The organism is Streptomyces sp. NPDC048584 (genome assembly GCF_043199595.1).
GTDB lineage: Bacteria > Actinomycetota > Actinomycetes > Streptomycetales > Streptomycetaceae > Streptomyces > Streptomyces edwardsiae.
The window spans coordinates 179,966-204,757 of record NZ_JBICWF010000004.1; the positions used below are offsets into that span (position 1 = coordinate 179,966).

The following is a 24,792-nucleotide window of genomic DNA, read 5'->3' on the forward strand; positions in this document are numbered from 1 at the left end:
GAGGTATATGAGGGGGCGGCGTCAAATCATGCAAACCAAGGTGAAACCGCCTGTCCAGGACTACGCATTGACGCCCCTGGATGTGTAACGCGCTTGACTCCGCCGGGTGAACAGCTTTAACTCTGCGCAACTTGTGAAACTTTTGAAACTCCGGGGTAGGGGCTGTGGATTTTGGGGCGGGGGGCACAGTCATGCCCAAACGTCGTCGCGGGAGTCGGGCGTGCCGTGGGGTGTCCGTGATAGGCGCAGTGGTTGCGGCACTGTTGAGTACGGCGTTGGTGCAGCCGTCCGCGGCTCAAGCCGCAGCGTCGACGGCGGACTCCGAAGAGCTGTCGGAGGGGCAGAAGGCCCTCGCGGAGGCTCAGGAGTCCGGTAGTCGGGTCGAGGTGACGGGGCAGCGATCCGAACGCACCACCGTCTTCGCCAATCCGGACGGCTACACCTTCACTTTGCAGGAGTCGTCGGTTCCCGTACGCGTCTCCAAGCCGGGGGGCGGTTGGGAGACGCCGGATGCGACGTTGGAGAAGCGCGCGGACGGTTCGATCTCTCCGAAGGCTGCAGCGCCGCAGATCGTGTTCTCCAGTGGCGGAGGGGAGGATCCGCTGGCGCGGATCGCCAGCCAGGGCCGTTCGATCGAGCTGAGCTGGCCGGGTGGCCTGCCCGAGCCCGAGCTGGACGGCGCGAGCGCTGTGTATGCAGACGTGCTCCCGGATGTGGACTTGAAGGTCACCGCGACGGTGGAGAGCTTTCAGCACGTCCTGGTTGTCAAGACCCCTGAGGCTGCAGCCGACGAGAAGCTGAAGAAGATCACCTTCGGTCTGAAGACGACAGGGCTTGCGGTCCAGGAAGGTGCATCAGGGAGCCTGGCCGCGGTTGACCCGAATGGCCAGACGGTGTTCAAGGCCCCGCCCGCGCGTATGTGGAACTCGGCCGGCAAGACGCTTGCCCAGCCGTCTGCGCCTCAGGTGGCACGCGCGGCGGCGGAAGAGACGACCCTGGCCGACTCTGCCTCGTCCGCCCCGTCGGACTTGGCTGAGTCGGCCTTGTCCGGGTCCGGTGTGGAGCCGGGGCAGGGCGATGAGGTGGCGACGATGGATGTGGAGGTCGGCAAGGAATCCCTGTCGATCCTCCCCGACCCCGAGCTTCTTGCCGAGAGGGATGCTTCGGTGTTTCCGTTGTTCATCGATCCTTCGGTGACGTGGGGTGAGTCGGAGCGGACGCTGCTGCGGTCGGACGGCTATGAGTCCTACGGCTGGGGCAATGGCGACGACGGCTGGGGCAAGGGTGCCGGCAAGTGCGGTACTTGGAGCGGCTACTACTGCGGTCCGGGGTATGTGCAGAAGCTGTACTTCGAGTTCTCGCCTGCGAGTCTGAAGGGCAAGCACGTCCTGGACGCGACGTTCAGAGTTACCGAGCCGTGGGCTTTCCAGTGCGATCCGCGCTGGGTGGACCTGGTCCGCACCAACAACATCTCCTCCTCCACCACTTGGTCCTCGCGTCCGAAGGAATTGGACTGGATGGGCGATCGGCATGTCTCGGCGGGCCGGGGCGACTTGTGCAGCCCAGGACTGCCGGATGCGGCGATCGAGTTCAACGACAACCCGGAGGAGACGAACGAGAACCTCACCCCGACCGTGAAGGACTTCGCGGCGGGCAAGTTCTCCCGGCTCACGCTGGAGATCCGGGCGCACGACGAGTCGGACACCTCAGCATGGAAGCGGTTCAAGAACGATGCCGTCCTCGAGGTCTCCTTCGTGGGTATCCCGGACAAGCCGAGCGGCATCGGGCTCGTGACCGGTTCGGGCACGGTGTGCTCGACCAACGAGTCGAACCCGACGATCGTCTCCGACCCTACGCCGGCGCTGACGGCGACGACGCAGACCAAGGCGGGCGGTGAGGAGGACGCGCAGCTGCGGATCGCCTTCGACGTCGACCGCAAGAACACCGATGGCACGTGGGCGGACACCAACGCAGGGACGGATGACTCGCGGCCCTCGACGGGGTATGCGGGGGACGGGAAGAAGCAGACCATCACCTGGTCCACCCTCACTGAGGGCCCCGTATACCGCTATCGGGCGTGGACGCAGTCGTTCTACAACGGTTACAAGAGTCACCTGTCGAGTCCGTCGAATGGCTCCACCACCGGTTTCTGCTACTTCAAGGTCGACCCGACCGCCCCGAAGGCACCGAAGATCACCGTCGGCAGTCCGTACAAGGAGTGCCTGCCCAACGACTGCCAGGCGCTGGGCGGCCCGGGGCAGAAGGCCACCTTCAGTTTCGCACCTGCCACGGGTGACACCGGTGTCGTGTCGTATCAGTACACGCTGTCAGGTATGACGACGTGGCCGACGGCCAACGGATCGTCGGCCAGCGTGTCAGTGGCGCAGGCGGGCACATACACGCTGTGGGTCCGGGCGAAGGACAACGTCGGCCGCTACGGAGCCTGGAACACGGTCGACTTCCTGGTCGCTGCCGGAGCGGGGCCGATCGCGCGCTACCACTTCAACGAGGCCGATGGCGTTGCGGTTGACGCAGCCACCGACGACGGCAAGGACGACGCGACCCTGAGCGCCGGTGCGAGCCGGCCCAACTACGGGCGACGCGGTCTGATTACCCATGACGCGCAGGGGCAGCTGTTGGCGACTCCGGTCGACGATAAGGGGCTGAAGCTGGATGGTACCGGCGGTTATGCGGCAACCAGTGGTCCCGCAGTGGAGACCCGGTCCTCGTACACCATCTCTGCGTGGGCGCGGGTCACGCCGGGCGCCACGGGCACCAAAACCGTGCTGAGCCAGGACGGCGGTAGCGGCAGCCCGTTCTACGTCTCCTACGGTGCAGACGGGATCAAGGACTGGAGCCTGAGGGTGCTGACCGCTAAGGACGGTGCCTACACCTGGAACAAGGCACGTGCCAAGCAGACCAGCCCCACTGGTGTTTGGACGCATCTGACGGCGAGCTTCGACGCCGACAACAACAAGGTCCGCCTCTACGTCAATGGGGTGTTCCAGTCCGAGGTGGATGCCGGTGTGCCCTGGTCGGCCACGGGCGGCCTGCAGATCGGCAGGGCGAAGTGGAGCGGTAACTACGTCGACTACTTCGATGGTGTGGTGGACGAGGTCACGGTCTGGCAACGCACACTCACGTCGGAGGAGATCGCCAAGGACGCCAAGCTGCTGGTCTCGGAACAGTTCGCCGGGGTGGAACTGATCGCGGACTGGAACCCCACCCGCGGTGTCGACGGCACCACGATCAAGGACACTGTCTCTTCCTACGGTAAGAGCCTCACTCTGGCCGGAGGCGCTGCAGTAATCGACGAGGAGATCGTCCTCGACGGTGTCGATGACGCCGCCACGGCCGCAGGTCCCGTGGTTGACGGCAGCAGCTCATTCACGGTGACCACTGGCGTGACCCTGGACGGAGCGAAGCTGCTGACCAAGGACATCGGCTACATCGGGCAGGTCGCGGGCCAGCGCACCGCGGACGGTTCCGCATGGGGTCTGTGGTTCGAACTCACTGGCAGGAAGACCGTGCTGGACGAGGAGACCATGGAGGAGATCACAGTGCCGGAGGGCAAGTGGCACTTCGGTCGTCTCGAGTCCGACGGTACGTTTTCCTCCGTCACCTCCGAAGAGACCGCGAGCGTGGACAGCGGCGCGCGGCTTACCGGCGTGCACGATTCGGTGGACGGCACGATCAGCCTCTACATCGGCTACAGCCAGAACGGTGACGCCAAGGCGTACACGGCGCAGATCGGCAGTGGTGATTTCGCAGTCGGTAAGGCATACGCGAGCGGTGGCTGGAAGCATTTCCTTCCCGCTCGGATCTCCGATGTGCGCCTGTGGGCTGGCGCGATGGCTAGTGCCGAGCAGGTCGAGGTCACGGTAGGTGACTGACCTGCAGTGAGTGGTTGGCAGCCCTCAGGGCTGCCAACCACCGCGCGGCCGCATTCTCCGGCTGCTTCCGCAACTTGATTGATCTTCCAATTCTCGTGAATCGGATGGGTACGAAACTCATGGCATTTGGCATAGGCACCTCAAAAAGAGGTGCGGGGGGTGCGCGGCGGTGGGGGCGACGCCTCGTCGTGCCCACGGTGGCGTTGGCGCTGCTGGCCCCAGTCGGTCAGCTGCCGGTCGCGGTGGCCGGCGAGCAGGGACTGGGGCGCCCTGATGTGCCCAAGCCCCGCGTGAGCAAGGTCGAAGAAGTCAAGGGCTTGGGGGCGAAGGAGGCACGTCAGAAGGTCTCCGAGGGCAAGAAGGCCGGCGAACAGCGAGCCCGCAAGGCCAAGGAAGAGCAGACAGCTGCCTGGCCCGAGCCCGACACGGCCACCACGACACTCTCCGCGAACAAAGCGGCCAAGGTGGACCTCGCGGGAACGCCTGTTGCCGCACAACCGGTGAAAAGCCGGAGCATGTCGGCGGCCGCAGGGTCCGTGGACTTCACGGTCCTCGACCAAAAGGCCGCCCGCAAGACCGGCATCACCGGTGTGCTCTTCACGGCCAGCGCCGACACCGCCGGTACGGCGGAAGTCAGCGTCGACTACAGCGACTTCGCGTCCATGATCGGTGGCGGCTGGTCGGAGCGCCTGCGTCTCGTGCAGCTCCCTGCCTGCGCGCTGACGACTCCGTCAAAGACGGAGTGCCGCAAGCAGACCCCGCTCTCCTCAGCCAACGACTCCGCACAGCAGACCGTCTCCGCACAGGTCCCGCTCGCCGAGACCACGTCCGGCGCCTCCACACAGCTTTCCTCGGCGAACGGACTCACCGGTGTCACCGTGTTCGCGGTGACCGCTATGGCTGCGGGAGCGGGGGCGTCACCCAAGGGCACCGGCGACTACTCCGCAACCGGACTCGCGCCGTCGTCGTCGTGGGAAGCCGGCGGCAGTTCGGGTTCGTTCACCTGGAACTACGGCCTCACCCTGCCGCCGGCCGCGGCCGGTCCCACACCGAGCCTGGGCCTGTCGTACGACTCGGGCAGCATCGACGGACGCACCGCCTCCACCAACAACCAGGGCACCTCGGTCGGTGAAGGGTTCGCCCTCACCGAGTCCTACATCGAGCGCACTTACGGCAGTTGTGATGACGACGGCCATGACAAGGTTTTTGACCGCTGCTGGAAGTACGACAACGCCCGCCTCGTCCTGAACGGCAATTCCAGCCGCATCATCAAGGACAACACCACCGGTGCCCATCGTCTGGAGAACGACGACGCCTCCACGGTGAAGCGCTCGACCGGCGCGGACAACGGGGATGACAACGGTGAGTACTGGACCGTCATCACCGGCGACGGCACGAAGTACGTGTTCGGCCTGAACAAGCTCGAGGGGGCAGCCGACCAGCGCACCAACTCCACCTGGACGGCACCGGTCTTCGGTGACGACTTCGGTGAGCCCGGCTACGGCAAGGGCAGTACTTTCGCCGACCGTTCGCTGACCCAGGCATGGCGGTGGAATCTCGACTACGTCGAGGACACCCGCGGCAACGCCTCGACCTACTGGTACACGAAGGAATCCAACCACTACCCGAAGAACAAGGCTGCTACCGCCAACGCCTCTTATGTCCGCGGTGGTTACCTGAACGAGATCAAGTACGGGCTGCGCAAGGAGGCACTGTTCACGGATGACGCCGATGCGAAGGTGACCTTCTCGTACGCCGAGCGCTGCACTGTCACGGACTGCGCGGAGCTGACCGAGGACACGGCCAAGCACTGGCCCGACGTCCCCTTCGACAGCATCTGCACCAGTGGCGACACCGACTGCATTGCCGCAGGCCCGACCTTCTTCACCCGTAAGCGCCTCACTGGCATCCACACCTTTTCGTGGAACACCACCACCAGCAAGCACGACCCGGTCGACTCGTGGGCGCTGACCCAGGAGTACCAGGACGCCGGTGACATCGGGGACACCACCGACCACGTCCTGGTCCTCAAATCGATCAAGCGGACGGGCAAGGCCGGCACCGCGATCGACGTCAACCCGGTGGTGTTCACCTACCAGCTGCGCCCCAACCGGGTCGACGGTACGGATGACATCCTGCCGCTCAAGCGCCATCGCATCGAGACGATCACCTCGGAGACGGGAGCGATCACAACAGTGACGCTGTCGGCGCCGGAGTGCAAGCGCAGCGAGGTCCTCGGAGCCGCGCAGGACTCCAACACCCGTTCCTGCTATCCACAGTTCTGGAACATCAACGGCGCCACGGAAGCGTCGGTGGACTGGTTCCACAAGTACCGTGTACTCGCGGTCGGAGTTGCCGATCCGGCCGGGCAGAACGAGACGGTCGAGAACGCCTACGACTACTCGGGCGCCGCATGGCACTACGCCGACGACCCGTTCACGCCGAAGGACGAGCGGACCTGGTCCGAGTGGCGTGGCTACCGCGATGTCACCGTGCACGCCGGTGCGCTGGGCACTACTCGTTCCAAGACGGTCTCCCGCTACCTGCAGGGCATGCACGGGGACAAGAAGAAGGACGGCACCACCAGGACCGTCAGTGTCGAGCCGCTGATGGACACCGACGTCGACTTCGCCGCCCTGACCGACAGCGACCAGTACTCGGGCCAGATGCTGCAGAAGGTCGCCTACGACGGCAGTCAGCCCATCTCGACCTCGTACACCAACTACACGTCCAAGACCACCGCCACGCAGACGGTGCCCGACGCGGCCGCTCACATCGCACGTTGGACACGTCCCAACAGCTCCTACGCGAGCACCTACCTGACCGCGTCGAAGTCCTGGCGCACCCACGTCATCACCAACCGCTACGACGACCTGGGCATGGTCAGAGAAGTCGACGACTACGGGCAGAAGGGCCTAGGAGGTGACGAGACCTGCACTCGCACCTGGTATGCCCGCAACCTGGATGCCGGCATCAACAGCCTGGTCTCGCGCACCCGGACCGTCGGCAAGGAATGCTCCATCGCCGATACCGCACTCGACCTGCCTGTTGACGACAAGCGCCGCGGCGATGTCCTTGCGGACACCGCAATTGGCTATGACGGTGCGAGCACGTGGTCGGAGACGATGAAGCCGACCAAGGGACTGGTCACCTGGACCGGACGTGCCAAGGGCTATGCCTCCGGCAGCCCGAGCTGGCAGACGATCACCAGCAGCACCACCACGGACTTCGACACTCTCGGCCGCCTCACCAAGGTGACCGACGCGGACGGCCAGCCGACCACCACCGCCTACACCCCGGCCGCCGCCGGGCCGCTCACCAAGACCATCACCACTAATCCACTGGGGCACAGAGCCACGAGCTTCCTCGACCCGCGCCGGGGTCAGGCGCTGCGCGTCTATGACGCGAACCTGAAGAAGACAGAACTGGCCTACGACGCACTCGGCCGGCTCACCTCCGTGTGGCTCCCCAACCGCTCGAGCGCCAGCCAGAGCCCCAGCTCCAAATTCGCCTACCACATGGACACCAAGGAACAATCCTGGGTGTCCTCCTCAACGCTGAAGGGGGACGGCGAGACCTACACCACCAGCTACGCCATCTTCGACGCGCTGCTGCGCCCCCTACAGACCCAGTCGGAGACACCGAAGGGTGGCCGCCTGCTGACAGACACCCGCTACGACACCCGCGGTCTCCCGCACGAGTCCCACGCGGACATCTTCGACACCACCAGTACCCCCAACGGCACCTACACCCGCGCCGAATACGGCGAGGCACCCAAGCAGACCATGACGGTCTTCGACGGGACCGGCCGGACCACCAAGACCACTCTGTACATCAAGGGCGTTGAGAAGTGGTCCACCATCATGAACTACACCGGTGACTCCACCGCCACCACCGCCGTCGACGGCGGCACTGCGACTCGCACCATCCGCGACATCCGTGGCCGCCCCGTGGAAAGCCGCGAATACGCCAGCGAGTCACCTGCCGACCCTCAGTACGGTGACGGACTCGGCACCCCCTATGTATCGACGAAGTTCACCTACACGCGAGACGGCAAGCAGACCCAGATCACCGGTCCGGACGATGCCAAATGGTCCTACACCTATGACCTGCTCGGCCGTCAGACCACGGCTGCCGATCCGGACAAGGGCACCACTACGACCGAGTACGACATTCTCGACCGTGCAATCAAGTCCACCGATTCGCGTGGCAAGTCGGTCTTGACCGCCTACGACGTGCTCGGCCGCACCATCGGCACCTGGGCCGGCTCCCGGGCCGACGACAACCAGCTCACCGCCACCACCTACGACACACTGCTGGATGGCCTGCCCGACACCACCACCCGCTACGTCGGTGGCAAGACAGGACAGGCTTACACCGACACCGTCACCAAGTACGACGACCTGTCCCGCCCGGTCATTACGGAACTCGAGCTCCCAGTCACAGACCCTTTGGTCGTAGCAGGAGTGCCAGCCACCATCGAGTTCGAGACCGCCTACAACCTTGACGGCACCGTCAAGTACGCCAAGGAACCAGCTCTGGGTGGTTTGCCCTCCGAGATCATCGACTACGGCTACAACGACCTCGGGCAGGTCATCTCAGTAGGCGGCGCCACCGGCTACCTCCTCGACACCGACTACTCGGCTCTCGGCCAGCCCACCCAGATGATTCTCGGCACCGCAAACGTCGAAGGTCACAAAAAGAGCTACCTCAACAATAGGTATGAGCAGGGCACCGACCGGCTGATCCGCAGCTTTGTCACGGACGACACCCATGGCTACATGCTGCAGGACCTCAACTACAGCTACGACCAAGCCGGAAACGTCACCTCCATCAGCGACCCCACCACCTTGGGCGGCGCCAGCAGCGCCGAGGCCCAGTGCTTTTCCTATGACGGGCATCGCCGACTGATCGAGGCTTGGACACCCGACTCCCAGAAGTGTTCCGATGCGCGCAGCGCGAGCAGCTTGTCGGGACCGGCCCCCTACTGGACCAGCTACGCGTACAACAAGGCTGGTCAGCGCACCACAGAGACCACACACAAGACCACAGGCGACGCCACAAGCACCTACTGCTACACCAAGGCCGGTCAGCCGCACACGTTGACCGGGATCACCACCAAGGGCGACTGCACGAGTCTCGAGAATTCCTACAGCTACGACACCACTGGTAACACCACGAAGCGGCCGGGCACTTCATCCGCCCAGGAGCTCACGTGGTCCGAGGAGGGCAAGCTCGCCAAGCTCACCGAGAGCGGCAAGACCACTGACTACCTCTATGACGGTGCTGGTGAGCTGCTGATCCGCAACACTGCTGGCGGCGAGCGGGTGCTGTACTCCGGAGCCACCGAGCTTCACCTGCGCGCTAACGGCAGTACCTGGGCCCAGCGTTACTACACCGCCGGCGGCCAGACCGTCGCCCTCCGTTCCAACGAAGTCGGCACGAACAAGCTCACCTACCTCTCCGGCGACCACCACGGCACCCAGAACCTGGCCGTCACCACAGACAGCACCCAGACCTACGGTAAGCGTTACATAAGCCCCTTCGGTGCCGAACGAGGCAAGCCGACGGGTAACGCTTGGCCCGACGACAAGGGATTCCTCGGCAAGACTAACGACAAGACCACCGGTCTTACCCATATCGGTGCTCGCCAATACGACCCAGTCATCGGGCAATTCATCAGCGTTGACCCAATACTGGATCTGACGCAGCTCAATTCCCTAAACGGGTATAGCTATGCCAGCAATTCTCCCGTCACGCTTTGGGACCCGACAGGACTGAACGGGGTGGGGGGAGGGAATCCTGGAACGCCAGGAAACTCAGGAAGCAAGAAGCCGTACGGCGGAATGCTGGGCGGGTATGAGGATGCGTCCAGCGGCCCATACGCCATGCCGCCGGTCTCCTCCGCGCACGTTTCTGGAGCGGGTGGAGGTTCGCTAAGTGGCAGAGGTGGTGGCAGTGCGACCTGGTTCGAAACTCTGACAGTTCCCGGTCCGGAACCTGATGGCTTCGAGGAGGCATTTTCCCTGGCCTATGCGCAGACCGTGGAACACCGCGATTACGCGCACCTCTGGCCAAGCCAGCAACTGGCACTAGCTGGAAGCCACGTTTGTGAAAATATCCTGGAGTGCACGAAGGAGCAGTATAGTTACTTCGTCTTCGACCTGTTCAATAGCCCGCCAGGATTCGTCGAGTCCCTCATCGCACCTTCTAGTGCTGGCATTTCAGATGTCAGCGCCGCTGCAGGTGTCTTTGGGATGAAGGTAGCGACCCGTTCCGGGAAGCCCACCTGGGCGAGTAAAGCCTCGCGGGGGCGGATGGGCTCCATAACCGGTACGACTACGACAAAGACCCATTGGGCCAGGGTCGAGGTAAGTAGTGACGGAGTGATGACTGTTGCCTACACCCTGAGGAGTGGAAGTCAGGCGACTGCCGAAAAGGCGCTTGGGCCGCGTGTCGGCTCCCAGGTTAGCCATACCGAGCACAGAGTGGCACGCATGTCCGGGGCTACCGGCGTTCAGATCAACAATGATCCCTACGCGAACTTGGCTCGCGTCCAGGCAGGCGACACGGTTACCATTACAGGGCTGAAGCGGCCATGCTCTACCTGTCAGCACGCTATGACCACGGCGTCTAGCGAGTTGAGTGTGACCTTCGTCTATAAATGGGGCAATAGGCAGTGGAGTACTAGCGGATGACTGAAATTAACCTTCCGTACTGGGTAATCCGGTACGTCGAGTCTGGGGAGAGTGTTCCCGGAGGCCCGTTCACCATCTTCATCGCCGAAGATGACAATGGAGATGGACGCCACCTCGATTTGCAGTGCATGCCGGATGAGCCGAGTGCGCAAAATGTGCGGCTTGAAATGGATAGCTACTGCATCGTGAGTGAGGGTGAGGGTGTCCACTACGGCGGACTCAAAGAGGTAACGCTGCAACCCGATAGGCTTGTCCTTCGATTCCTGGATGACGCCGTTGAGGAGCTGGAACTGCCGTCTGATGTCGTTGAATTGGGCATTGCTCCAGGAGTTGATGTCGATGAGATCCGCTCGGGGCTGAGGAGAGTTCTTTCCTATGGTAATCCTGGCAAGATTCCGCGAATGAACTTTTAGGGATTTCAGCTACACTGTCAAAGGGAGGGCCTACGGGCCCTCTCTTTCGGTGTGAATGCCTCGCCTGCTGACCATCGATATTGATGGGAAAATTTTGCAGTTCTCGCCGTCAAGCCGCTGACCTGCGGCGACGCGTCAGGCGAGACGGCAGCCCTCATGTTCCCAGCAATATGCCTGCGGCGGCATAGAATGAGGCCGCTCGGAATGGAATTCCTATCGCGCGGACACCGGAAGAGCTCGTTGCAATGGTGAGGGAGCTTGAATGAGAGGAGCATACTTGATCTCAACTTCGACCCGACTCTTTGACGAGGCTCGCGACATCCTGGTCGAAGTCGGCACTGAAGCCGCTGCGGACGTCGTCCAACTGGATGACGGACAGGGTTATCTCTTCACCTTGTATGAGGCTGATCCGTCAGTTGATGGGATTGGCGTGAAGGTCCCGTCGTTCCCCATGCGGGACTTCAGGTGCCCGACTTTGAGGCGCTGTTGCGTGCGGTGGAGTGCCGTGGGAGGAGAATGTTTGTGACAATCGTTCGGCACGTGGCTGCGCATCTGTCGCAAGCCGCCCGGGTTCCGGACGGGAACGGCGTTCTCTGGAACGCCTCCGACGTTGATCCGTCTGAGATCCTCCTGTAGGGCGTGGGGGCGAGGTGCGCGGGGTCGCCTGCGACAGTAACAGTGTGATGTGCGGCTTTCCGGAATTTCTTCGGAAGCCGCCATCGTGCCGAAGCCCTCGAACCCGACCCCTCCGGTCATCGACGAGTTCAAGGCCGACGTGATGCCGCCACCCCTGACAGCCTCCCACTCCTGCAGTGCCTGTACGCGCCCGGGCGCTGCTGGCTGACCATCGACCTCATCCTGGAACATCAGGGGGCCCGACATCATCAACATTGGCCTCGATTCGTCGGGGGTAGTCGTTGCTCGTTGAGGTGATTGGTTCGCCCGTTCGTCCCGCATGATCGCGGGTGGGGTCGTCGAGTGTCGTTGCGGCTGCACAGGGGGTCCACGTCTCCCGGGATGGTGCTGGTCTCCTCCGTTCTGGTCTTCGTCGGGTCGGGGCCCGCTGTCAGGTGATAGCCGGGGGCTGTTGATCCGGCCCCGGACCGTGGTGAACGCGCTGGCCCAGGGCCAGGTGAGGTGGTCTCGATGCGGAGCCATCGGCAGCGGGCATGGCGACTGAGGCGGGCGGGCAGGTGGTAAAGGCGGAAACGCATGATGTCCGGCTCGGCGTCGGCCAGGTCCGGTTCGTCGTGGAGGGCCAGGAGACGGAGCCAGGCGTCGAGGTCAGCTGCGAGGTTGGCGGCCAGCATCCAACTCGCGTTCACGGTCCATAATTTCGATGGCAGGTTGCGCAAGCCCATGGCCCCGAGCACGATCGCGACAGCGAGCTGGACCACGACGTGGGCCCGCTCGCGCCAGCCGTGCCCGGCTCCGGCGGGAAGCAATTCAGCTAGACCCCCGGTCAGCCCGACCCGGTCCGCGACCTTCCGCAGCAGCACCGCTCCGGCATACCCCACCAGCCCCTTCCCGTCGGCCGTTACGGACAGCCGCCGGTCCCACCCCGTAAGCTCGCTCACCAGATTGGTGCCCTGATTATCGCGACAGATACGGCTTCGATACTCACATCATCGCAGGTCAGCGGCACCTTCCTGCTATCGGGTCGTTCAGATCGCCCAATTTCGCTGAATACCCAGGGCCAACTGACACCGCAGCTGCGGTCGCATGAAGCCCGGTCCACGCTCAACCGAGGACGAACGGAATCCTCTCCGCGAGGCCGCCAGGCGGGGGTTCAGCGCGCCCGGGGAGTCATTGCGACCGTTCGCCGACCGTCCAGGTCAGGAAGGCGGTGAAGGTGGCGAGGCAAAGGGTGAGGATCGGGCCTGCCGGGTTCTTGGAGTCTCGGACGGCGGGGCGGGTGCCCTGTCTCGTAGTCCTCGCTATAAACAATGATGGGATCTCCCGCGAAGCGGAAGATGTCGAAGGAGCCCATCAATCCGGTATGTACGCCCGTCTCGAACGGCAGCACCTGGACGTTCACACGCGTTCCGCTCGTGGGACAACAACCTCAACAGTTACTGCCACATGACCTCCTTGCCGCCGACCTCCTGATGAAGTACGGCCTCGCTGAGGACCTGCCAGAAAACCGGGGGCTCTTCCTTGTCGAAGATGCGCTGCCGCGCGAGCCGTGCCGAAGTGCGATTGTCCAGCTCGTGGTCACCCATGGCGCTGAGCACCGCGCGGGCGTACGCCTCCGTCCGCAAGAGACCGTGCACGAGCTGCAGCTGGAGGACGCGGATCGCCTCGGCTCGCGACTCGAGCTCCGCCACTTGCTGGAACCAGGCGGGGAGTTGAGTTTGCATCACCAGCGTGACAAGTCGGGACAGCAGCCCTCCCGTCCCCAACGCCGCATCGATCCGCTCGCTGAACTCCTGCGTCGGCAGCTTCCTCGCCTTCTCGATCTGCCCGGCCAGCGAGCCCGTGTAGTTGACGATGTCGCCGCTGGGTCAGCCCGGCGGCTTCTCGATGGCGCCGCAGCTCGAAGCCGTAGTAGTCCAGCGGTGACGCGCCCGGGTCGAGGACGTTGATGTGGGTCACGTGGGGCCCCTCTCACGCAACTCGGCCCACGGCGGGATCAGTTGTATTCGTTCCGTAGCCGAGCGTAGTTAGTCGAGGTCACCCTTGCGGCGTGAACCAATACCTTCCCCCCGCTCTCCCCACTCTCCTCGCCCCGCGCAGCGACCGATACGCGATGCGGCTCACCGTCGGTGAGCACTCGGCAGGGCACGTCCGGCGCATCGTGCGGTCGTTGCTGCGCGAGTGGGAGATGACTGGTCTGTTCGACTCCGTGGAACTCGGCGTGACGGAGCTGCTCACCAACGTCGTACGCCACGTTCCGGACCGGCACTGCGCCCTGCTGTTGCTGCGACTACCGGGCGGAGTACGGGTGGAAGTGGCCGACGAGAGTGACGAACTCCCGCGCGTGCCGGTCGAGTCGGCGCTGGATGCGGAGAACGGACGAGGGCTCGCGCTGCTGGCTGCGGTGACCGACAAGTGGGGCGTCGATCCCGAGCCCTGCGGCGGAAAGACCGTGTGGTTCGAGTGTGCGGTGGAGGCTCGTGCATGAGGTGGCCGTCGGGCCACCTCATCGCAACACTCAGGGCACCCCGTAAGCCCCGGTCGCGCAGCGACGACGGCAACTGTCCGAGCCGCCACGGCGGATTCACCCGGCTCACCGTGTCCGCGCCCGGCGGGTACCAGCTCAGCTCGGAGTACGGCCCTTCACCGACGTCGACGGCTCACTGTCGATCTCGGCGGCGGCCACGGCCGTACGGGAGCGCGGGCCCTGCAGCAGATACGCCAGCCCGAAGCCGGCGCCGACGACGAGCGCCCCGCCCGCCGCGTCCAGGATCCAGTGGTTGCCGGTCGCGACGATCGCGGCGCACGTGAACAGGGGGTGGAGAAGCCCGAGGGCCTTCATCCACATCGTCGGCGCGATGACCGCGATCACCAGTCCGCACCACAGGGACCAGCCGAAGTGCAGCGACGGCATCGCCGCGTACTGGTTGGTGAGGTGGGTGAGGGTGCCGTAGTCGGGCCGGGTGAAGTCCTGGACGCCGTGGACCGTGTCGATGATGCCGAGTTCCGGCATGAGCCGGGGCGGGGCGAGCGGGTAGAGCCAGAAGCCGACCAGGGCGAGCAGGGTGGCGAAGCCGAGGGCGGAGCGGGCCCAGCGGTAGTCCACGGGGCGGTGCCAGTACAGCAGGCCGAGCACCGTGAGCGGAACGATGAAGTGGAACGACGTGTAGTAGAAGTCGAAGAACTCCCGCAGCCATCCGGTCTTCGCCACGGCCTGGTTGATCCCGTGCTCGATGTCCAGGCGGAGCAGGCGTTCGAGGTCGTGGATCCGGTGGCCGTGTTCCTCGGCCTGAGCGCGGCCCGCCGCGTTGCTGCCGCCGGTCACGGCGAGGCGGACCTCGGCGTACGCGGCGTAGGTGACGCGGAGCAGCAGCAGTTCGAGCAGGAGGTTCGGGCGGACGAGGACCCGGGGCAGGAACGGCAGCAGGGGGACGAACGGGAAGCGGGCCGGGGCCGGTGGGGCGTACGGGGTCGGCACGGGCGTACGGAAGCAGGGGGAGGTGCGGGAGAGGAACGGGACGGCGGTGGCGGCGGCCAGGGCGGCGAGGAGGACGACGTTGTCGCGCACCGGGTGGAGGAACGCCATGTTCGGCAGCGTCATCGTGGCCGGCAGCGTCATCACCAGGACGGCGGCTACGGGCCACACCAGCCGGTCGCGGGCGCGTCGTCCGGTCCGGCCGACGACGGTGAGCAGCACCCACAGCAGTTGGTGCTGCCAGGCGGTCGGACAGACCGCTATGGCGGCGCAGCCGGTGACGGCGACCGCGAGCAGCAGCTGGCCGTCGTGGGCGTAGCGGACCGCGCGGCGCAGGGCGGCGGCCGCCACGGCGGCGCCGAGCAGCAGGAAGAGGCCGATCTCCAGGGGGCCCTCGACGCCGAGGCGCAGCAGGGCGCCGTGCAGGGACTGGTTGGTGAGGTCGTCGGCGGGCCCGCCGAGGCCGGTGCCGGCCAGATGGCGGACCCAGTAGGTGTGGGAGTCGCGCGGCATCGCGGCCCAGGCGAGCGCGGTGGCCGCGGCGAAGGTGCCGCCGGTGACGGTGGCGGCCCGGCGGCGGCCGGTGCACCACAGCAGCGGGGCGAAGAGGAGAAGGGTGGGCTGGAGGGCGGCGGCGACCCCGATCACCACACCGCCGAGGCGCCGGCCGGGGGTGACGAAGCAGCCCAGCAGGACGAGCAGTACCGGGATGACGCTGGTCTGGCCGAGCCACAGGGTGTCGCGCACCGGCATGGACAGCATCAGCAGGCTGACGGCGACCGGGGCGGCCAGCAGGGCGGTACGGCGGCCGACCGGCCGGGGCAGCGCGCGGGCGGCGATCAGGCCTAGGACGACGACCAGGAGGAGCGTGCCGAAGGTCCAGCCCCAGCCCAGCGCTTGTTCAGCCGAACGAGTGAAGGGTCTGAGGACGAGTCCACTGAACGGGGTGCCGGTGTACTCGCTGGAGTCGTACAGGGAGCCTCTGACGTGAAGCACGCCCTCGGGGCCCACCCATGTCTCCAGATCGGTCAGCCGCTCCCCGCGCGGGGTGGTGAGAACGGCCGCGACCTGTCGTACGGCGATGACGGCGGCCAGCAGCCACAGGCCCAGGCGCGCCATGCGCAGCCGTGCCCGGGTGCCGCCCGCGGCCGTCGCCCCGAATGCCTCCGCCGGCTGCCCGCCGTGGTCCGCGTTCACCACGCCTCATCGGCCTCCCGACCCGATCATCACGGTGTGTCACCGTGTGGATTCCCTCCGTGCACCCTAGAGGGCGCGTGGCCCTCACGGATAAAGCGCGGGAAACCCCCGAATCGCCCGATACCCGTCTCGCCGTTGCCCGGATGACGGTCGACCGCTCGACGTGCGGTCGCGTGCGAGGGGCGCGGGAGGCGCGAGAAGGATCACAGTCGGTCACCTGTACGAGCACTCCGGGACGGGGCTGCGCGCCTGTACACCCCCCATTCGGGTGCACTCTGCAGCTATCTCCGCACCATCCGTTACCGGGGCAAAAGCGCCTATCGTCGCTTGCTTCGGCCCGCCCGACAGCGCCGCCGCGCGGACCCGCCCCTGTTCCCGTCGAAAGGTAGGCGAGCGAAGTCTTGACGACTGCCACAGTCGCCGCTCCCCCGTCCGCACAGCGGGCCCACGCCGCGCACACCCCCGCCGCCCCGACCGTCACCGACCCCGCGCTCGTCCGGCGCGCCGTGAAGGCGGCGGCCCTGGGCAACGCGATGGAGTGGTTCGACTTCGGTGTCTACAGCTACATCGCGGTCACCCTGGGCAAGGTCTTCTTCCCGTCGGGCAACCCCACCGCCCAGTTGCTGTCCACCTTCGGCGCCTTCGCGGCGGCCTTCCTGGTCCGCCCGCTCGGCGGCATGGTCTTCGGCCCGCTCGGCGACCGCGTGGGCCGGCAGAAGGTCCTGGCCCTCACCATGATCATGATGGCGGCGGGCACCTTCGCCATCGGCCTGATCCCCTCCTACGCCGCGATCGGCGTCGGCGCCCCGATCCTGCTGCTGGCGGCCCGGCTGGTGCAGGGCTTCTCCACCGGCGGCGAGTACGCCGGGGCGTCCACGTTCATCGCCGAGTACGCCCCCGACAGGCGGCGCGGCTTCCTCGGCAGCTGGCTGGAGTTCGGCACGCTCGCCGGGTACATCGGCGGCGCGGGCCTGGTCACCCTGATGACGGCGCTGCTCTCCACGGACGACCTGCTCTCCTGGGGCTGGCGGATCCCGTTCCTGATCGCCGGCCCGATGGGCATCATCGGCCTCTATCTGCGGATGCGTCTGGAGGAGACCCCGGCGTTCGCGGCCGAGGTCGCCAAGGCGGAGAGCGAGCGCCCGAAGGTGCCGCTGCGGGACATGGTGGCCGGCCAGTGGCGTGCGCTGCTGCTCTGCGTGGGCCTGGTGCTGGTCTTCAACGTCACCGACTACATGCTGCTGTCGTACATGCCCAGCTATCTCACCAGCGAGCTGGGCTACGACGCCACGCACGGCCTGGTCGTGGTACTGGGCGTGATGGTGCTGATGATGGTCGTCCAGCCGTTCGCGGGCGCGCTGACCGACCGGGTCGGCCGCCGTCCGGTGATCGCGGCCGGCTGCGCCGGGTTCCTGCTGCTGTCCGTGCCGGCGCTGCTGCTGATCCGTGACGGGAGCCTGCTCGCGGTCGCCGCCGGCCTGGGCGCGCTCGGTCTGCTGCTCGTCTGCTTCACCGCCGCGATGCCGTCGGCGCTGCCCGCGCTGTTCCCGACCCGGGTGCGCTACGGCTCGCTGTCGATCGGCTTCAACGTCTCGGTGTCCCTGTTCGGCGGCACCACCCCGCTGGTGGTCACGGCACTGATCGGCGCCACCGGGGACATGATGATGCCCGCCTACTACATGATGGCGGCGGCCGTGGTCGGCGGTTTCGCGGTGTGGCGCATGGCCGAGTCGGCGGGCCGCCCGCTGCCGGGGTCCGCGCCCTCGCTGGAGCCCGGGGAGGCCGGGACACACCGGGAGAACGCCTGACGGACGGCGGGGCCACGACGTATCTTCGTTAGCGACCCTACTTAGGCAAGCTAATCAGTCCGACGACGGAAGGTACTGGCGCATGAGCGAGCAGCGGCTCTGGCACGAGGTGGACGACTACTTCACCGACCGCCTCCTGCCCGACGCCCCCGACGACGCCCTGGCGGCCGCCCTGCGCGACAGCGACGCCGCCGGGCTCCCGAAGATCGCCGTCTCCCCGCTGCAGGGCAAGCTGCTCCAGCTCCTCGCCCAGCTGCAGGGGGCGAGGAACATCCTGGAGATCGGCACGCTCGGCGGCTACAGCACCATCTGGCTGGGCCGCGCCCTGCCGGCCGACGGGCGGCTGGTCTCCCTGGAGTACGACCCCCGGCACGCCGAGGTCGCCGTCCGCAACATCGCCCGCGCGGGCCTCGACAAGCAGGTCGAGGTGCGGGTGGGCCCGGCGCTGGAGTCGCTGCCCCGGCTGGCCGACGAGAACCCGCCGCCGTTCGACGTGGTCTTCATCGACGCCGACAAGGTGAACAACCCGCACTACATGGAGTGGGCGCTCAGGCTGACCAGTACGGGCAGCCTGATCGTCCTCGACAACGTGGTGCGCGGGGGCAGGGTGGCCGATCCGGACAACACCGACCCGGACGTACTGGGCACCCGCGCGGCCCTCGACCTGATCGGCGGCCACCCGAGACTCAGCGGTACGGCGCTCCAGACGGTCGGCGCCAAGGACTACGACGGTTTCGCGCTGGCCCGGGTGCTGGCCTGACCCCCGGTCCTACACCTCGTGGTAGAAGCCCACGTTGACGCTGCGCGGGGCGGAGCGGTCCTGGATGACGACCTCACCGCTGCCGCCCCGGGGCAGGGCGACGGTGCCGCCGTAGGTGACCGGGTGCTCGTACCCGCCGACGGTCAACCGTACGTCGGAGGACGGTTCGGGCAGGGAGCCGCGCAGCCAGGTCAGCTGCCAGGTCCCGTCCGGCGCACAGCCGAACTCCAGGTGGACCCGCGAGACGAACAGCCAGTCGTCCGGCGTGGAGAGCCGGCACATCGACTTGTCGCGGCCCACCCGCAGCACGGCGCCCGGCTCGCTGGGCGCGTCGGCCATGAGCATGCCGGCCGTGGCGCCCGCTTCCTCCGCGGACACCGCGGCCATGGTGAGTTCGAGCACGTGGGCTCCTCCTGAAACGTCCTGGTGGACCGGTGTGGCCCGGCCCGACTGCCGCCGAATGATAAAACGCCCGGCTCGGCGGCGTCCGGCACAATGGCCTCATGGCCGAGCGAAAGCCACCCGGCGCCGGCTTCCAGGTGGGGGCAGACCGCCGCCCGGCCCCCCGCCGGGCAAGAAGCCGTACGACGTCGAGGACGTCGTACGGCAGTGGCGGGAGCGCCGGGCGGCGGCGGGCGGCTCAGACGTGCAGCAGCCGCTCCGCCAGCTCGCGGTAGTCCCGCAGGGCGAGCCGCAGCCGCTCGGTGTCGGCCGCCTCGGCGCCGTCGGTCCGCCAGGACCCCCGCAGGGTGCGGCGCCGCTCGGTCACCGCGTCGGTGAAACGGGCGGCGAGCTCCTCCAGTACGTGATCGGCCTCCTGTACGGAGTCGTTCGGCGCGTCGACGAACCCGGCGACGGCATGCCGCAGCCGCGCCTCGAACGTGCCGGTGTCGTCGTGCGGGAGAAGGGGGACGTCGGGGGTCCGGTCGCCGGTGTGCCCCGCGCCGGTGTGCGCGCCGGTACCGGTGTGCCCCGCGCCGGCCTCGGCACCGGGGTGCGGGCCGGCCTCGGCGCCGGTGTGCGCGCCGGTACCGGTGTGCGGGCCGGCCTCAGTGCCGGTGTGCGGGCCGGCCTCAGTGCCGGTGTGCGGGCCGGTGCCGGTGCCGGTGCCGGTGTTCGCGCCCGCTCCGGTGGGCGTGCCGGTGCCGTCGGCCGCGGTGCGGCTCTCGGACCCGGTGCCCGTCTCCGGGGCGGGCGCCGGGATGTCGTACCCCTCGCGCGGCGGCGGGACGGGGCGTCGGGTCACGTCGGTCATCGCTCAGCTCTCCTTCGTCTGGCGCCGGTGGAACAACGACGGTGTGCGGTGGCCGCTTCCGGTGGCCGTAGCGGCGCGGTGCTGTCCGGCCTCGTGCCGGGACGGCGGCCCTACCAGGTCCTCGAACAGCGCGCGGGCCTCGACGAAGGCCTCGCGCAGCTTCTCGGTGTCCGTGCCGCCGTCCGCGCCGGCCCGCGCCGCCTGGTGCACCCGCCGGTAGCCGTCGACGCGGTGGGCGTGGTGCACGGACAGGGCGGCGAGCTGGTCCTCGTACTGTCCGTCGGCGGGGAAGCCGCGCGCGGCGGCGAGTCCGGCGATCAGCCGGTCCGCCTCGGCGACCGCGTCGCGCGGCGCGTCGACGAACCGCTCCTGCGCGGCCGTCCAGCGCGCCTCGTAGCCCTCCCGCTCTGCGGGCTCCAACGACCGTACGCGCAGGCCGCCGTGGCGCTCCACACGCTCGGCGAGCTCCCGCTCGGCGGCCTTGGTGTCTCCGTCGTGCCGGGCGACGGCACGCTCGTACTCGGGTCCGAAGCGGCGCTTGAGCCCGCCGCCGTGCCGCGGCCCACGGGCGCGCAGAACCAGCAGGGCGACTACCGCGACCGCGACAATCACGATCAACGCAATGATCAGGCCAGTGGACATGAATGCCTTCCGGGTCTCGGCCCAACCGGCACTCCTCGCGAGCCGGTTCGCCTATCGGGTTGCCCGAAGGTTCACGCACAAACAGTTCCGGGCCGTCGGCGTCCGGCGGGCTTATTCGCTTGCGCCGCGGCCGCGGGGTCCGCCGAGAATGCGGGCATGTCTGCCTGGACCATCGCCCCGGAGCCGTACGACTCGCCCGTCGCCGCCGCGCTGTGGCGGGCGTACTACACGGAGGTCAGCGACCGCTGGTATCTGCTGCACGAGGGGCGGCGCACCGATCCGGCGGAGCTGGAGCGCGAGATCGCCGCCGCGCCGGGCGCCGACCTCGCGCCGCCGACGGGCGGGTTGCTGGTGGCCCGTCACGCGGGTGAGCCGGCCGGCAGCGCGGGCTTCCGGCTGCCGGGCGGCGGGACCGCCGAGCTGACCCGGGTGTTCCTGTACCCGGGGATGCGGGGCAGGGGCGGGGCGGCGCCGCTGGTGCGGGCCGCCGAGGACGCGGCGCGGGCCGCGGGCGCCGGGCGGATGATCCTGGACACGCGCGGGGACCTCGTCGAGGCGCGGGCGCTGTACGCCCGGCTCGGCTACACGGAGACCGCGCCGCACAACGCCGACCCGTACGCCGAGCACTGGTTCGCCAAGGAGCTGACCTGAGGGCGCGTCAGCCCGTCGGGGTCACGGACCGCTCGTCGCGCGGGCGTTCACCGCGCGATCCGCACAGCTCGTCGTTGAGTTCGTGCACCAGCTGCACCAGGTCGGTCGGCCGGTCCGGCCCCCACCAGTCGCCGAGCAGTTCGGCCAGCGAGTCCTCGCGGGCCCGCGCCAGCCGCTCCGTCACCTCGCGCCCCTCGTCCGTGAGCACCATGTCGGGGCCCCGGCGCACGGCGAGATGCCGGATCTCGGCCTGCCGGGCGGCCTCCAGGACGACGTTCAGCGGGATGGGGGTGCGTTCGGCGAGGAGGGCGGGTTCCACCGAGCCGTGCCTCCTGATCCGCAGCAGCAGCCAGCTGGTGGCGGGCAGCAGGTCGTAGCCGGCGTGGTCGGTGATCTTCCGGTAGATCTCGCGGCGCCCCTCGCGGGTGCCGAGCACGGACAGCGCGCGGCACACCTCGTCGTACGACGACCGTTCCACGGGGTTGCTGGCGAGCGTCTCGGTGACGTCGGGGGCGGTGACGGAGGCGCGCAGCCGGTCCTCCTTGAGCAGCCACGCCAGCGCGAACCCGAGGAGCGCGACGGGGACGGCGTACAGGAAGACGTCGGTGATGGCGGTGGCGTACGCGTCGAGCGCCGGCGGGCGCAGGGCGGGCGGCAGGGCGCCGATGCCGCGCGGGTCGGCCTTCAGCGAGTCGGCGGAGACACCGGGCGGCAGCCGGGCCCCCCGGAAGGCGTCGGCGAGTTCGCTGCCGAGGCGGGAGGCGAAGATCGTGCCGAAGATGGCGACGCCGAACGAGGCGCCGATGGAGCGGAAGAAGGTCGCGCCGGAGGTGGCGACGCCGAGATCCTCGTACGGGACGGCGTTCTGCACGATCAGCACCAGGACCTGCATCACCAGGCCGAGGCCGAACCCGAAGACGAAGAAGTAGACGCTCATCACGGCGGTGGAGCTGTGCGTGTCGAGCTGGTGGAGCAGCAGCAGTCCGAGGGTGGTGACGGCGGTGCCCGCGATCGGGAACACCTTCCAGCGGCCGGTGCGGCTGACGATCTGCCCGGAACCGGTGGAGGACAGCAGCATGCCCGCCACCATCGGCAGCATGTGCACACCGGACATGGTCGGCGAGACGCCCTGGACGACCTGGAGGAAGGTCGGCAGATAGGTCATCGCGCCGAACATGGCGAACCCGATGATGAAGCTGATCACGGCGGAGAGCGTGAACGTGCGCACCCGGAACAGTTTCAGCGGCAGCACCGGTTCGGCGGCCCGCCGTTCCACCGACACGAACGCCACGGCGAGCAGCGCGCCCAGCACCGCGAGCCCGATGATCTGCGGTGACGCCCACGCCCAGGTGGTGCCGCCGAGGGAGGCGACCAGGACCAGACAGGTGGCGACGGAGGCGATGAGGAAGGTGCCGAGGTAGTCGATGACGTGCTTGGTCCGCCGGCGCGGGATGTGCAGCACCGCGGCGATCACGGCGAGGGCGACGATCCCGACGGGCAGATTGACGTAGAACACCCAGCGCCAGCTCAGATGCTCGGTGAACAGCCCGCCGAGCAGCGGCCCGAGCACACTCGTCGCGCCGAACACCGCCCCGAACAGGCCCTGGTAGCGGCCGCGGTCGCGCGGCGGGACGAGGTCGCCGACGATCGCCATCGACAGCACGATCAGTCCGCCGCCGCCGAGACCCTGGAGCGCGCGGAACGCGATCAGCTGGGGCATGTCCTGCGCGGCGCCGCACAGCGCGGAGCCGATCAGGAAGATCACGATGGCGGTCTGGAAGAGCCTCTTGCGCCCGTACTGGTCCCCGAGCTTGCCCCACAGCGGGGTCGCGGCGGTCGAGGCCAGCAGATACGCGGTGACCACCCAGGACAGATGCTCCAGACCGCCGAGTTCGCTGACGATGGTGGGCAGCGCGGTGGCGACGATGGTCTGGTCGAGGGCGGCGAGCAGCAGGCCGAGCAGCAGGGCGCCGATCGAGACCATCACGTTCCCGGAGACATGCTCCCGGCCCGGTGGTCCGGCGCCGGGCGCGGGCCCCGCGTTGCTCCCGTTCGGCGCCGTACGGTGCGCGTCCCCGGCCATGCAGACCTCCACAGGATCCTGGTTCACCCCCCATCGTGATCGGTGTGACCTGTTATGGCCTGTTGAGTTCCTGCCCGGTCCTTGCGGAATCCCATATTCCGGGGGCGTGTGACCGCGTGTGTGAAGAAGATCTGCATAATCTCTGGAGTTCGCGAGGGGAGGGACGCAACACGTGGAACAGCCGAACGGGCACCCGTGCCCGGAGTGCGGTGCGCCCAGGAACGGGGACAACACACCGTCGTGCGCCTGCACACTGCGCGCGTCCGACGCCCTGCGCGACGCGCGCACGGCGGAGGCCGCGGCGGCGGAGGACTTCGATCCGCTGCGCATACGGCCGTATGTCGAACTGGAGGGCGAACCGGGGGGCGAGCCGCCGGCGTCCGACGAGACCATGGCCCTGCGCGCCGTCCCGCCGGAGGCGGCGGACGCCACAACGGTGATCCCGACACCGCTGGTACCGGGGGCGGGCCCGCCGAACACCACCGATCTGAGCCTGTTCGACGGCACGCGGCCGCTGCGGACCGTACCCGCCGCGGCCGCCGCTGCCACGCCTCCGCCGCCTCGCCGACGGCGGCGCGGGGTGCTGTTCGTGGCCGCCGGTGCCGTCGTCGCCGTGGTGGGGGCGGCGGGGTGGGCCGGCGGGATGTTCTCGTACGAGACGCCGTCGCGGGACGGGGCGGCGCCGAAGGATGTGCGGGAGAGCGTTCCGGACGCGTCCGCGACGCCGTCCGTGTCCGCCGCGGCCTCTTCCTCGGCTCCGCCGGTGACTTCTTCCGCGCCTTCGTCGACGCCGTCGGCGAGTGCGAGCGCGCCGGCTTCGCCGTCCGCGTCCGCTTCCACGGCGACTTCGAGCCCCTCGTCGGCCGTGACGCCCTCCTCGTCACCCTCGGCCTCGGCTCCGGCCGAGGCGGCTCCTTCGGAGGGGGAGGCCGACGAGGGCACCGGGCCGGTGCTGCGGAGGGGCGACCGGGGGGCGGAGGTGGTCGAACTGCAGCTCCGGCTGAAGGAGAAGTGGCTGTACCACGACGAGGCCCATGGCAATTTCAACCGTCAGGTGGAAGAGGCGCTGCGCAACTTCCAGCAGTGGTGGGGCCTCCAGTCCGAGCTGGGCATCTATGGCCCGGAAACCCGGGCCCGCCTCGAGTCGGAGACGCGGGAGCCGTAGGCGGGGGTCGGTTTTCCGCCCCCCGCCGCCCCTTCCCGTCCCCGACCCCCGGGGGCGCTGCCCCCGGACCCCCGCTCCTCAAACGCCGGAGGGGCTGGATTTTGCCGGACGGAGTG

Annotated in this window: 14 protein-coding genes and 1 pseudogene; 8 read left to right on the forward strand and 7 right to left on the reverse strand. The window is 67.8% G+C overall.

The window, feature by feature from the left end; translation table 11 throughout:
- The first annotated feature begins 191 nt into the window (after positions 1 to 191).
- The 3 genes from ACGFR9_RS11210 to ACGFR9_RS11220 all read left to right on the forward strand — a co-directional run bounded on the left by ACGFR9_RS11210 (position 192) and on the right by ACGFR9_RS11220 (position 11,004).
- Positions 192 to 3,893, forward strand: a complete 3,702-nt coding sequence (locus tag ACGFR9_RS11210; RefSeq protein ID WP_393205660.1) for a LamG-like jellyroll fold domain-containing protein — start codon at positions 192 to 194, stop codon at positions 3,891 to 3,893.
- Positions 3,894 to 4,081: 188 nt separating this feature from the next.
- On the forward strand, positions 4,082 to 10,591 hold the full coding sequence (locus ACGFR9_RS11215) for an RHS repeat-associated core domain-containing protein (protein ID WP_393206312.1): 6,510 nt from the start codon (positions 4,082 to 4,084) through the stop codon (positions 10,589 to 10,591).
- Complete coding sequence (locus ACGFR9_RS11220) at positions 10,588 to 11,004, forward strand: hypothetical protein (protein ID WP_393205663.1); 417 nt, start codon at positions 10,588 to 10,590, stop codon at positions 11,002 to 11,004. Before ACGFR9_RS11215 ends, ACGFR9_RS11220 begins: the two co-directional genes overlap by 4 nt.
- A 1,806-nt stretch (positions 11,005 to 12,810) precedes the next feature.
- Here the strand turns inward: ACGFR9_RS11220 and ACGFR9_RS11225 are convergent.
- Entirely contained in the window at positions 12,811 to 12,951 is a 141-nt protein-coding gene (locus ACGFR9_RS11225; RefSeq protein WP_393206315.1) for a DUF397 domain-containing protein, read from the reverse strand.
- Positions 12,905 to 13,599 (reverse strand): annotated as a pseudogene (locus tag ACGFR9_RS11230) (helix-turn-helix domain-containing protein); the annotation flags it as partial. The gene ACGFR9_RS11225 and the pseudogene ACGFR9_RS11230, both read right to left, overlap by 47 nt.
- A gap of 91 nt (positions 13,600 to 13,690) precedes the next feature.
- Here ACGFR9_RS11230 and ACGFR9_RS11235 point away from each other — a divergent pair.
- Positions 13,691 to 14,128, forward strand: a complete 438-nt coding sequence (locus tag ACGFR9_RS11235) for an ATP-binding protein (RefSeq protein ID WP_393205666.1) — start codon at positions 13,691 to 13,693, stop codon at positions 14,126 to 14,128.
- Between the two features lie 135 nt (positions 14,129 to 14,263).
- Here the strand turns inward: ACGFR9_RS11235 and ACGFR9_RS11240 are convergent, their stop codons facing one another.
- Complete coding sequence (locus tag ACGFR9_RS11240) at positions 14,264 to 16,315, reverse strand: bifunctional glycosyltransferase 87/phosphatase PAP2 family protein (protein WP_393205669.1); 2,052 nt, start codon at positions 16,313 to 16,315, stop codon at positions 14,264 to 14,266.
- 398 nt (positions 16,316 to 16,713) lie between these two features.
- Between ACGFR9_RS11240 and proP the strand changes: the two genes are divergently transcribed.
- Together proP and ACGFR9_RS11250 are read left to right on the forward strand one after the other, a co-directional pair.
- On the forward strand, positions 16,714 to 18,120 hold the full coding sequence (gene proP / locus ACGFR9_RS11245) for a glycine betaine/L-proline transporter ProP (RefSeq protein WP_393205672.1): 1,407 nt from the start codon (positions 16,714 to 16,716) through the stop codon (positions 18,118 to 18,120).
- An 82-nt stretch (positions 18,121 to 18,202) separates the two neighbouring features.
- Entirely contained in the window at positions 18,203 to 18,880 is a 678-nt protein-coding gene (locus tag ACGFR9_RS11250; RefSeq protein WP_393205675.1) for an O-methyltransferase, read from the forward strand.
- Positions 18,881 to 18,889: 9 nt separating this feature from the next.
- Here the strand turns inward: ACGFR9_RS11250 and ACGFR9_RS11255 are convergent, their stop codons facing one another.
- The 3 genes from ACGFR9_RS11255 to ACGFR9_RS11265 form a co-directional block, all read right to left on the reverse strand.
- Positions 18,890 to 19,282 (reverse strand): hypothetical protein, encoded by a 393-nt coding sequence (locus tag ACGFR9_RS11255; protein WP_030222672.1) that lies wholly within the window; start codon positions 19,280 to 19,282, stop codon positions 18,890 to 18,892.
- Between the two features lie 238 nt (positions 19,283 to 19,520).
- Complete coding sequence (locus ACGFR9_RS11260) at positions 19,521 to 20,135, reverse strand: hypothetical protein (protein ID WP_393205678.1); 615 nt, start codon at positions 20,133 to 20,135, stop codon at positions 19,521 to 19,523.
- 3 nt (positions 20,136 to 20,138) lie between these two features.
- Entirely contained in the window at positions 20,139 to 20,777 is a 639-nt protein-coding gene (locus ACGFR9_RS11265) for a hypothetical protein (RefSeq protein WP_393205681.1), read from the reverse strand.
- Positions 20,778 to 20,933: 156 nt separating this feature from the next.
- Between ACGFR9_RS11265 and ACGFR9_RS11270 the strand changes: the two genes are divergently transcribed.
- On the forward strand, positions 20,934 to 21,428 hold the full coding sequence (locus ACGFR9_RS11270) for a GNAT family N-acetyltransferase (RefSeq protein WP_393205684.1): 495 nt from the start codon (positions 20,934 to 20,936) through the stop codon (positions 21,426 to 21,428).
- A gap of 7 nt (positions 21,429 to 21,435) precedes the next feature.
- Here the strand turns inward: ACGFR9_RS11270 and ACGFR9_RS11275 are convergent, their stop codons facing one another.
- Positions 21,436 to 23,511 carry a DHA2 family efflux MFS transporter permease subunit gene (locus tag ACGFR9_RS11275; protein ID WP_393205687.1) on the reverse strand — a complete coding sequence of 692 codons (2,076 nt, stop codon included), beginning with the start codon at positions 23,509 to 23,511 and terminating at the stop codon, positions 21,436 to 21,438.
- 172 nt (positions 23,512 to 23,683) lie between these two features.
- Between ACGFR9_RS11275 and ACGFR9_RS11280 the strand changes: the two genes are divergently transcribed.
- Positions 23,684 to 24,676, forward strand: a complete 993-nt coding sequence (locus tag ACGFR9_RS11280) for a peptidoglycan-binding protein (protein ID WP_393205690.1) — start codon at positions 23,684 to 23,686, stop codon at positions 24,674 to 24,676.
- Positions 24,677 to 24,792 lie beyond the last annotated feature (116 nt).

What these genes read in the sequence shown, in the direction of transcription:
- ACGFR9_RS11210 (WP_393205660.1), top strand. Translation starts at nt 192, where the DNA reads ATGCCCAAACGTCGTCGCGGGAGTCGGGCGTGCCGTGGGGTGTCCGTG.
- ACGFR9_RS11220 (WP_393205663.1), top strand. Translation starts at nt 10,588, where the DNA reads ATGACTGAAATTAACCTTCCGTACTGGGTAATCCGGTACGTCGAGTCT.
- ACGFR9_RS11250 (WP_393205675.1), top strand. Translation starts at nt 18,203, where the DNA reads ATGAGCGAGCAGCGGCTCTGGCACGAGGTGGACGACTACTTCACCGAC.
- ACGFR9_RS11260 (WP_393205678.1), bottom strand. Translation starts at nt 20,135, where the DNA reads ATGACCGACGTGACCCGACGCCCCGTCCCGCCGCCGCGCGAGGGGTAC.
- ACGFR9_RS11265 (WP_393205681.1), bottom strand. Translation starts at nt 20,777, where the DNA reads ATGTCCACTGGCCTGATCATTGCGTTGATCGTGATTGTCGCGGTCGCG.
- ACGFR9_RS11270 (WP_393205684.1), top strand. Translation starts at nt 20,934, where the DNA reads ATGTCTGCCTGGACCATCGCCCCGGAGCCGTACGACTCGCCCGTCGCC.
- ACGFR9_RS11275 (WP_393205687.1), bottom strand. Translation starts at nt 23,511, where the DNA reads ATGGCCGGGGACGCGCACCGTACGGCGCCGAACGGGAGCAACGCGGGG.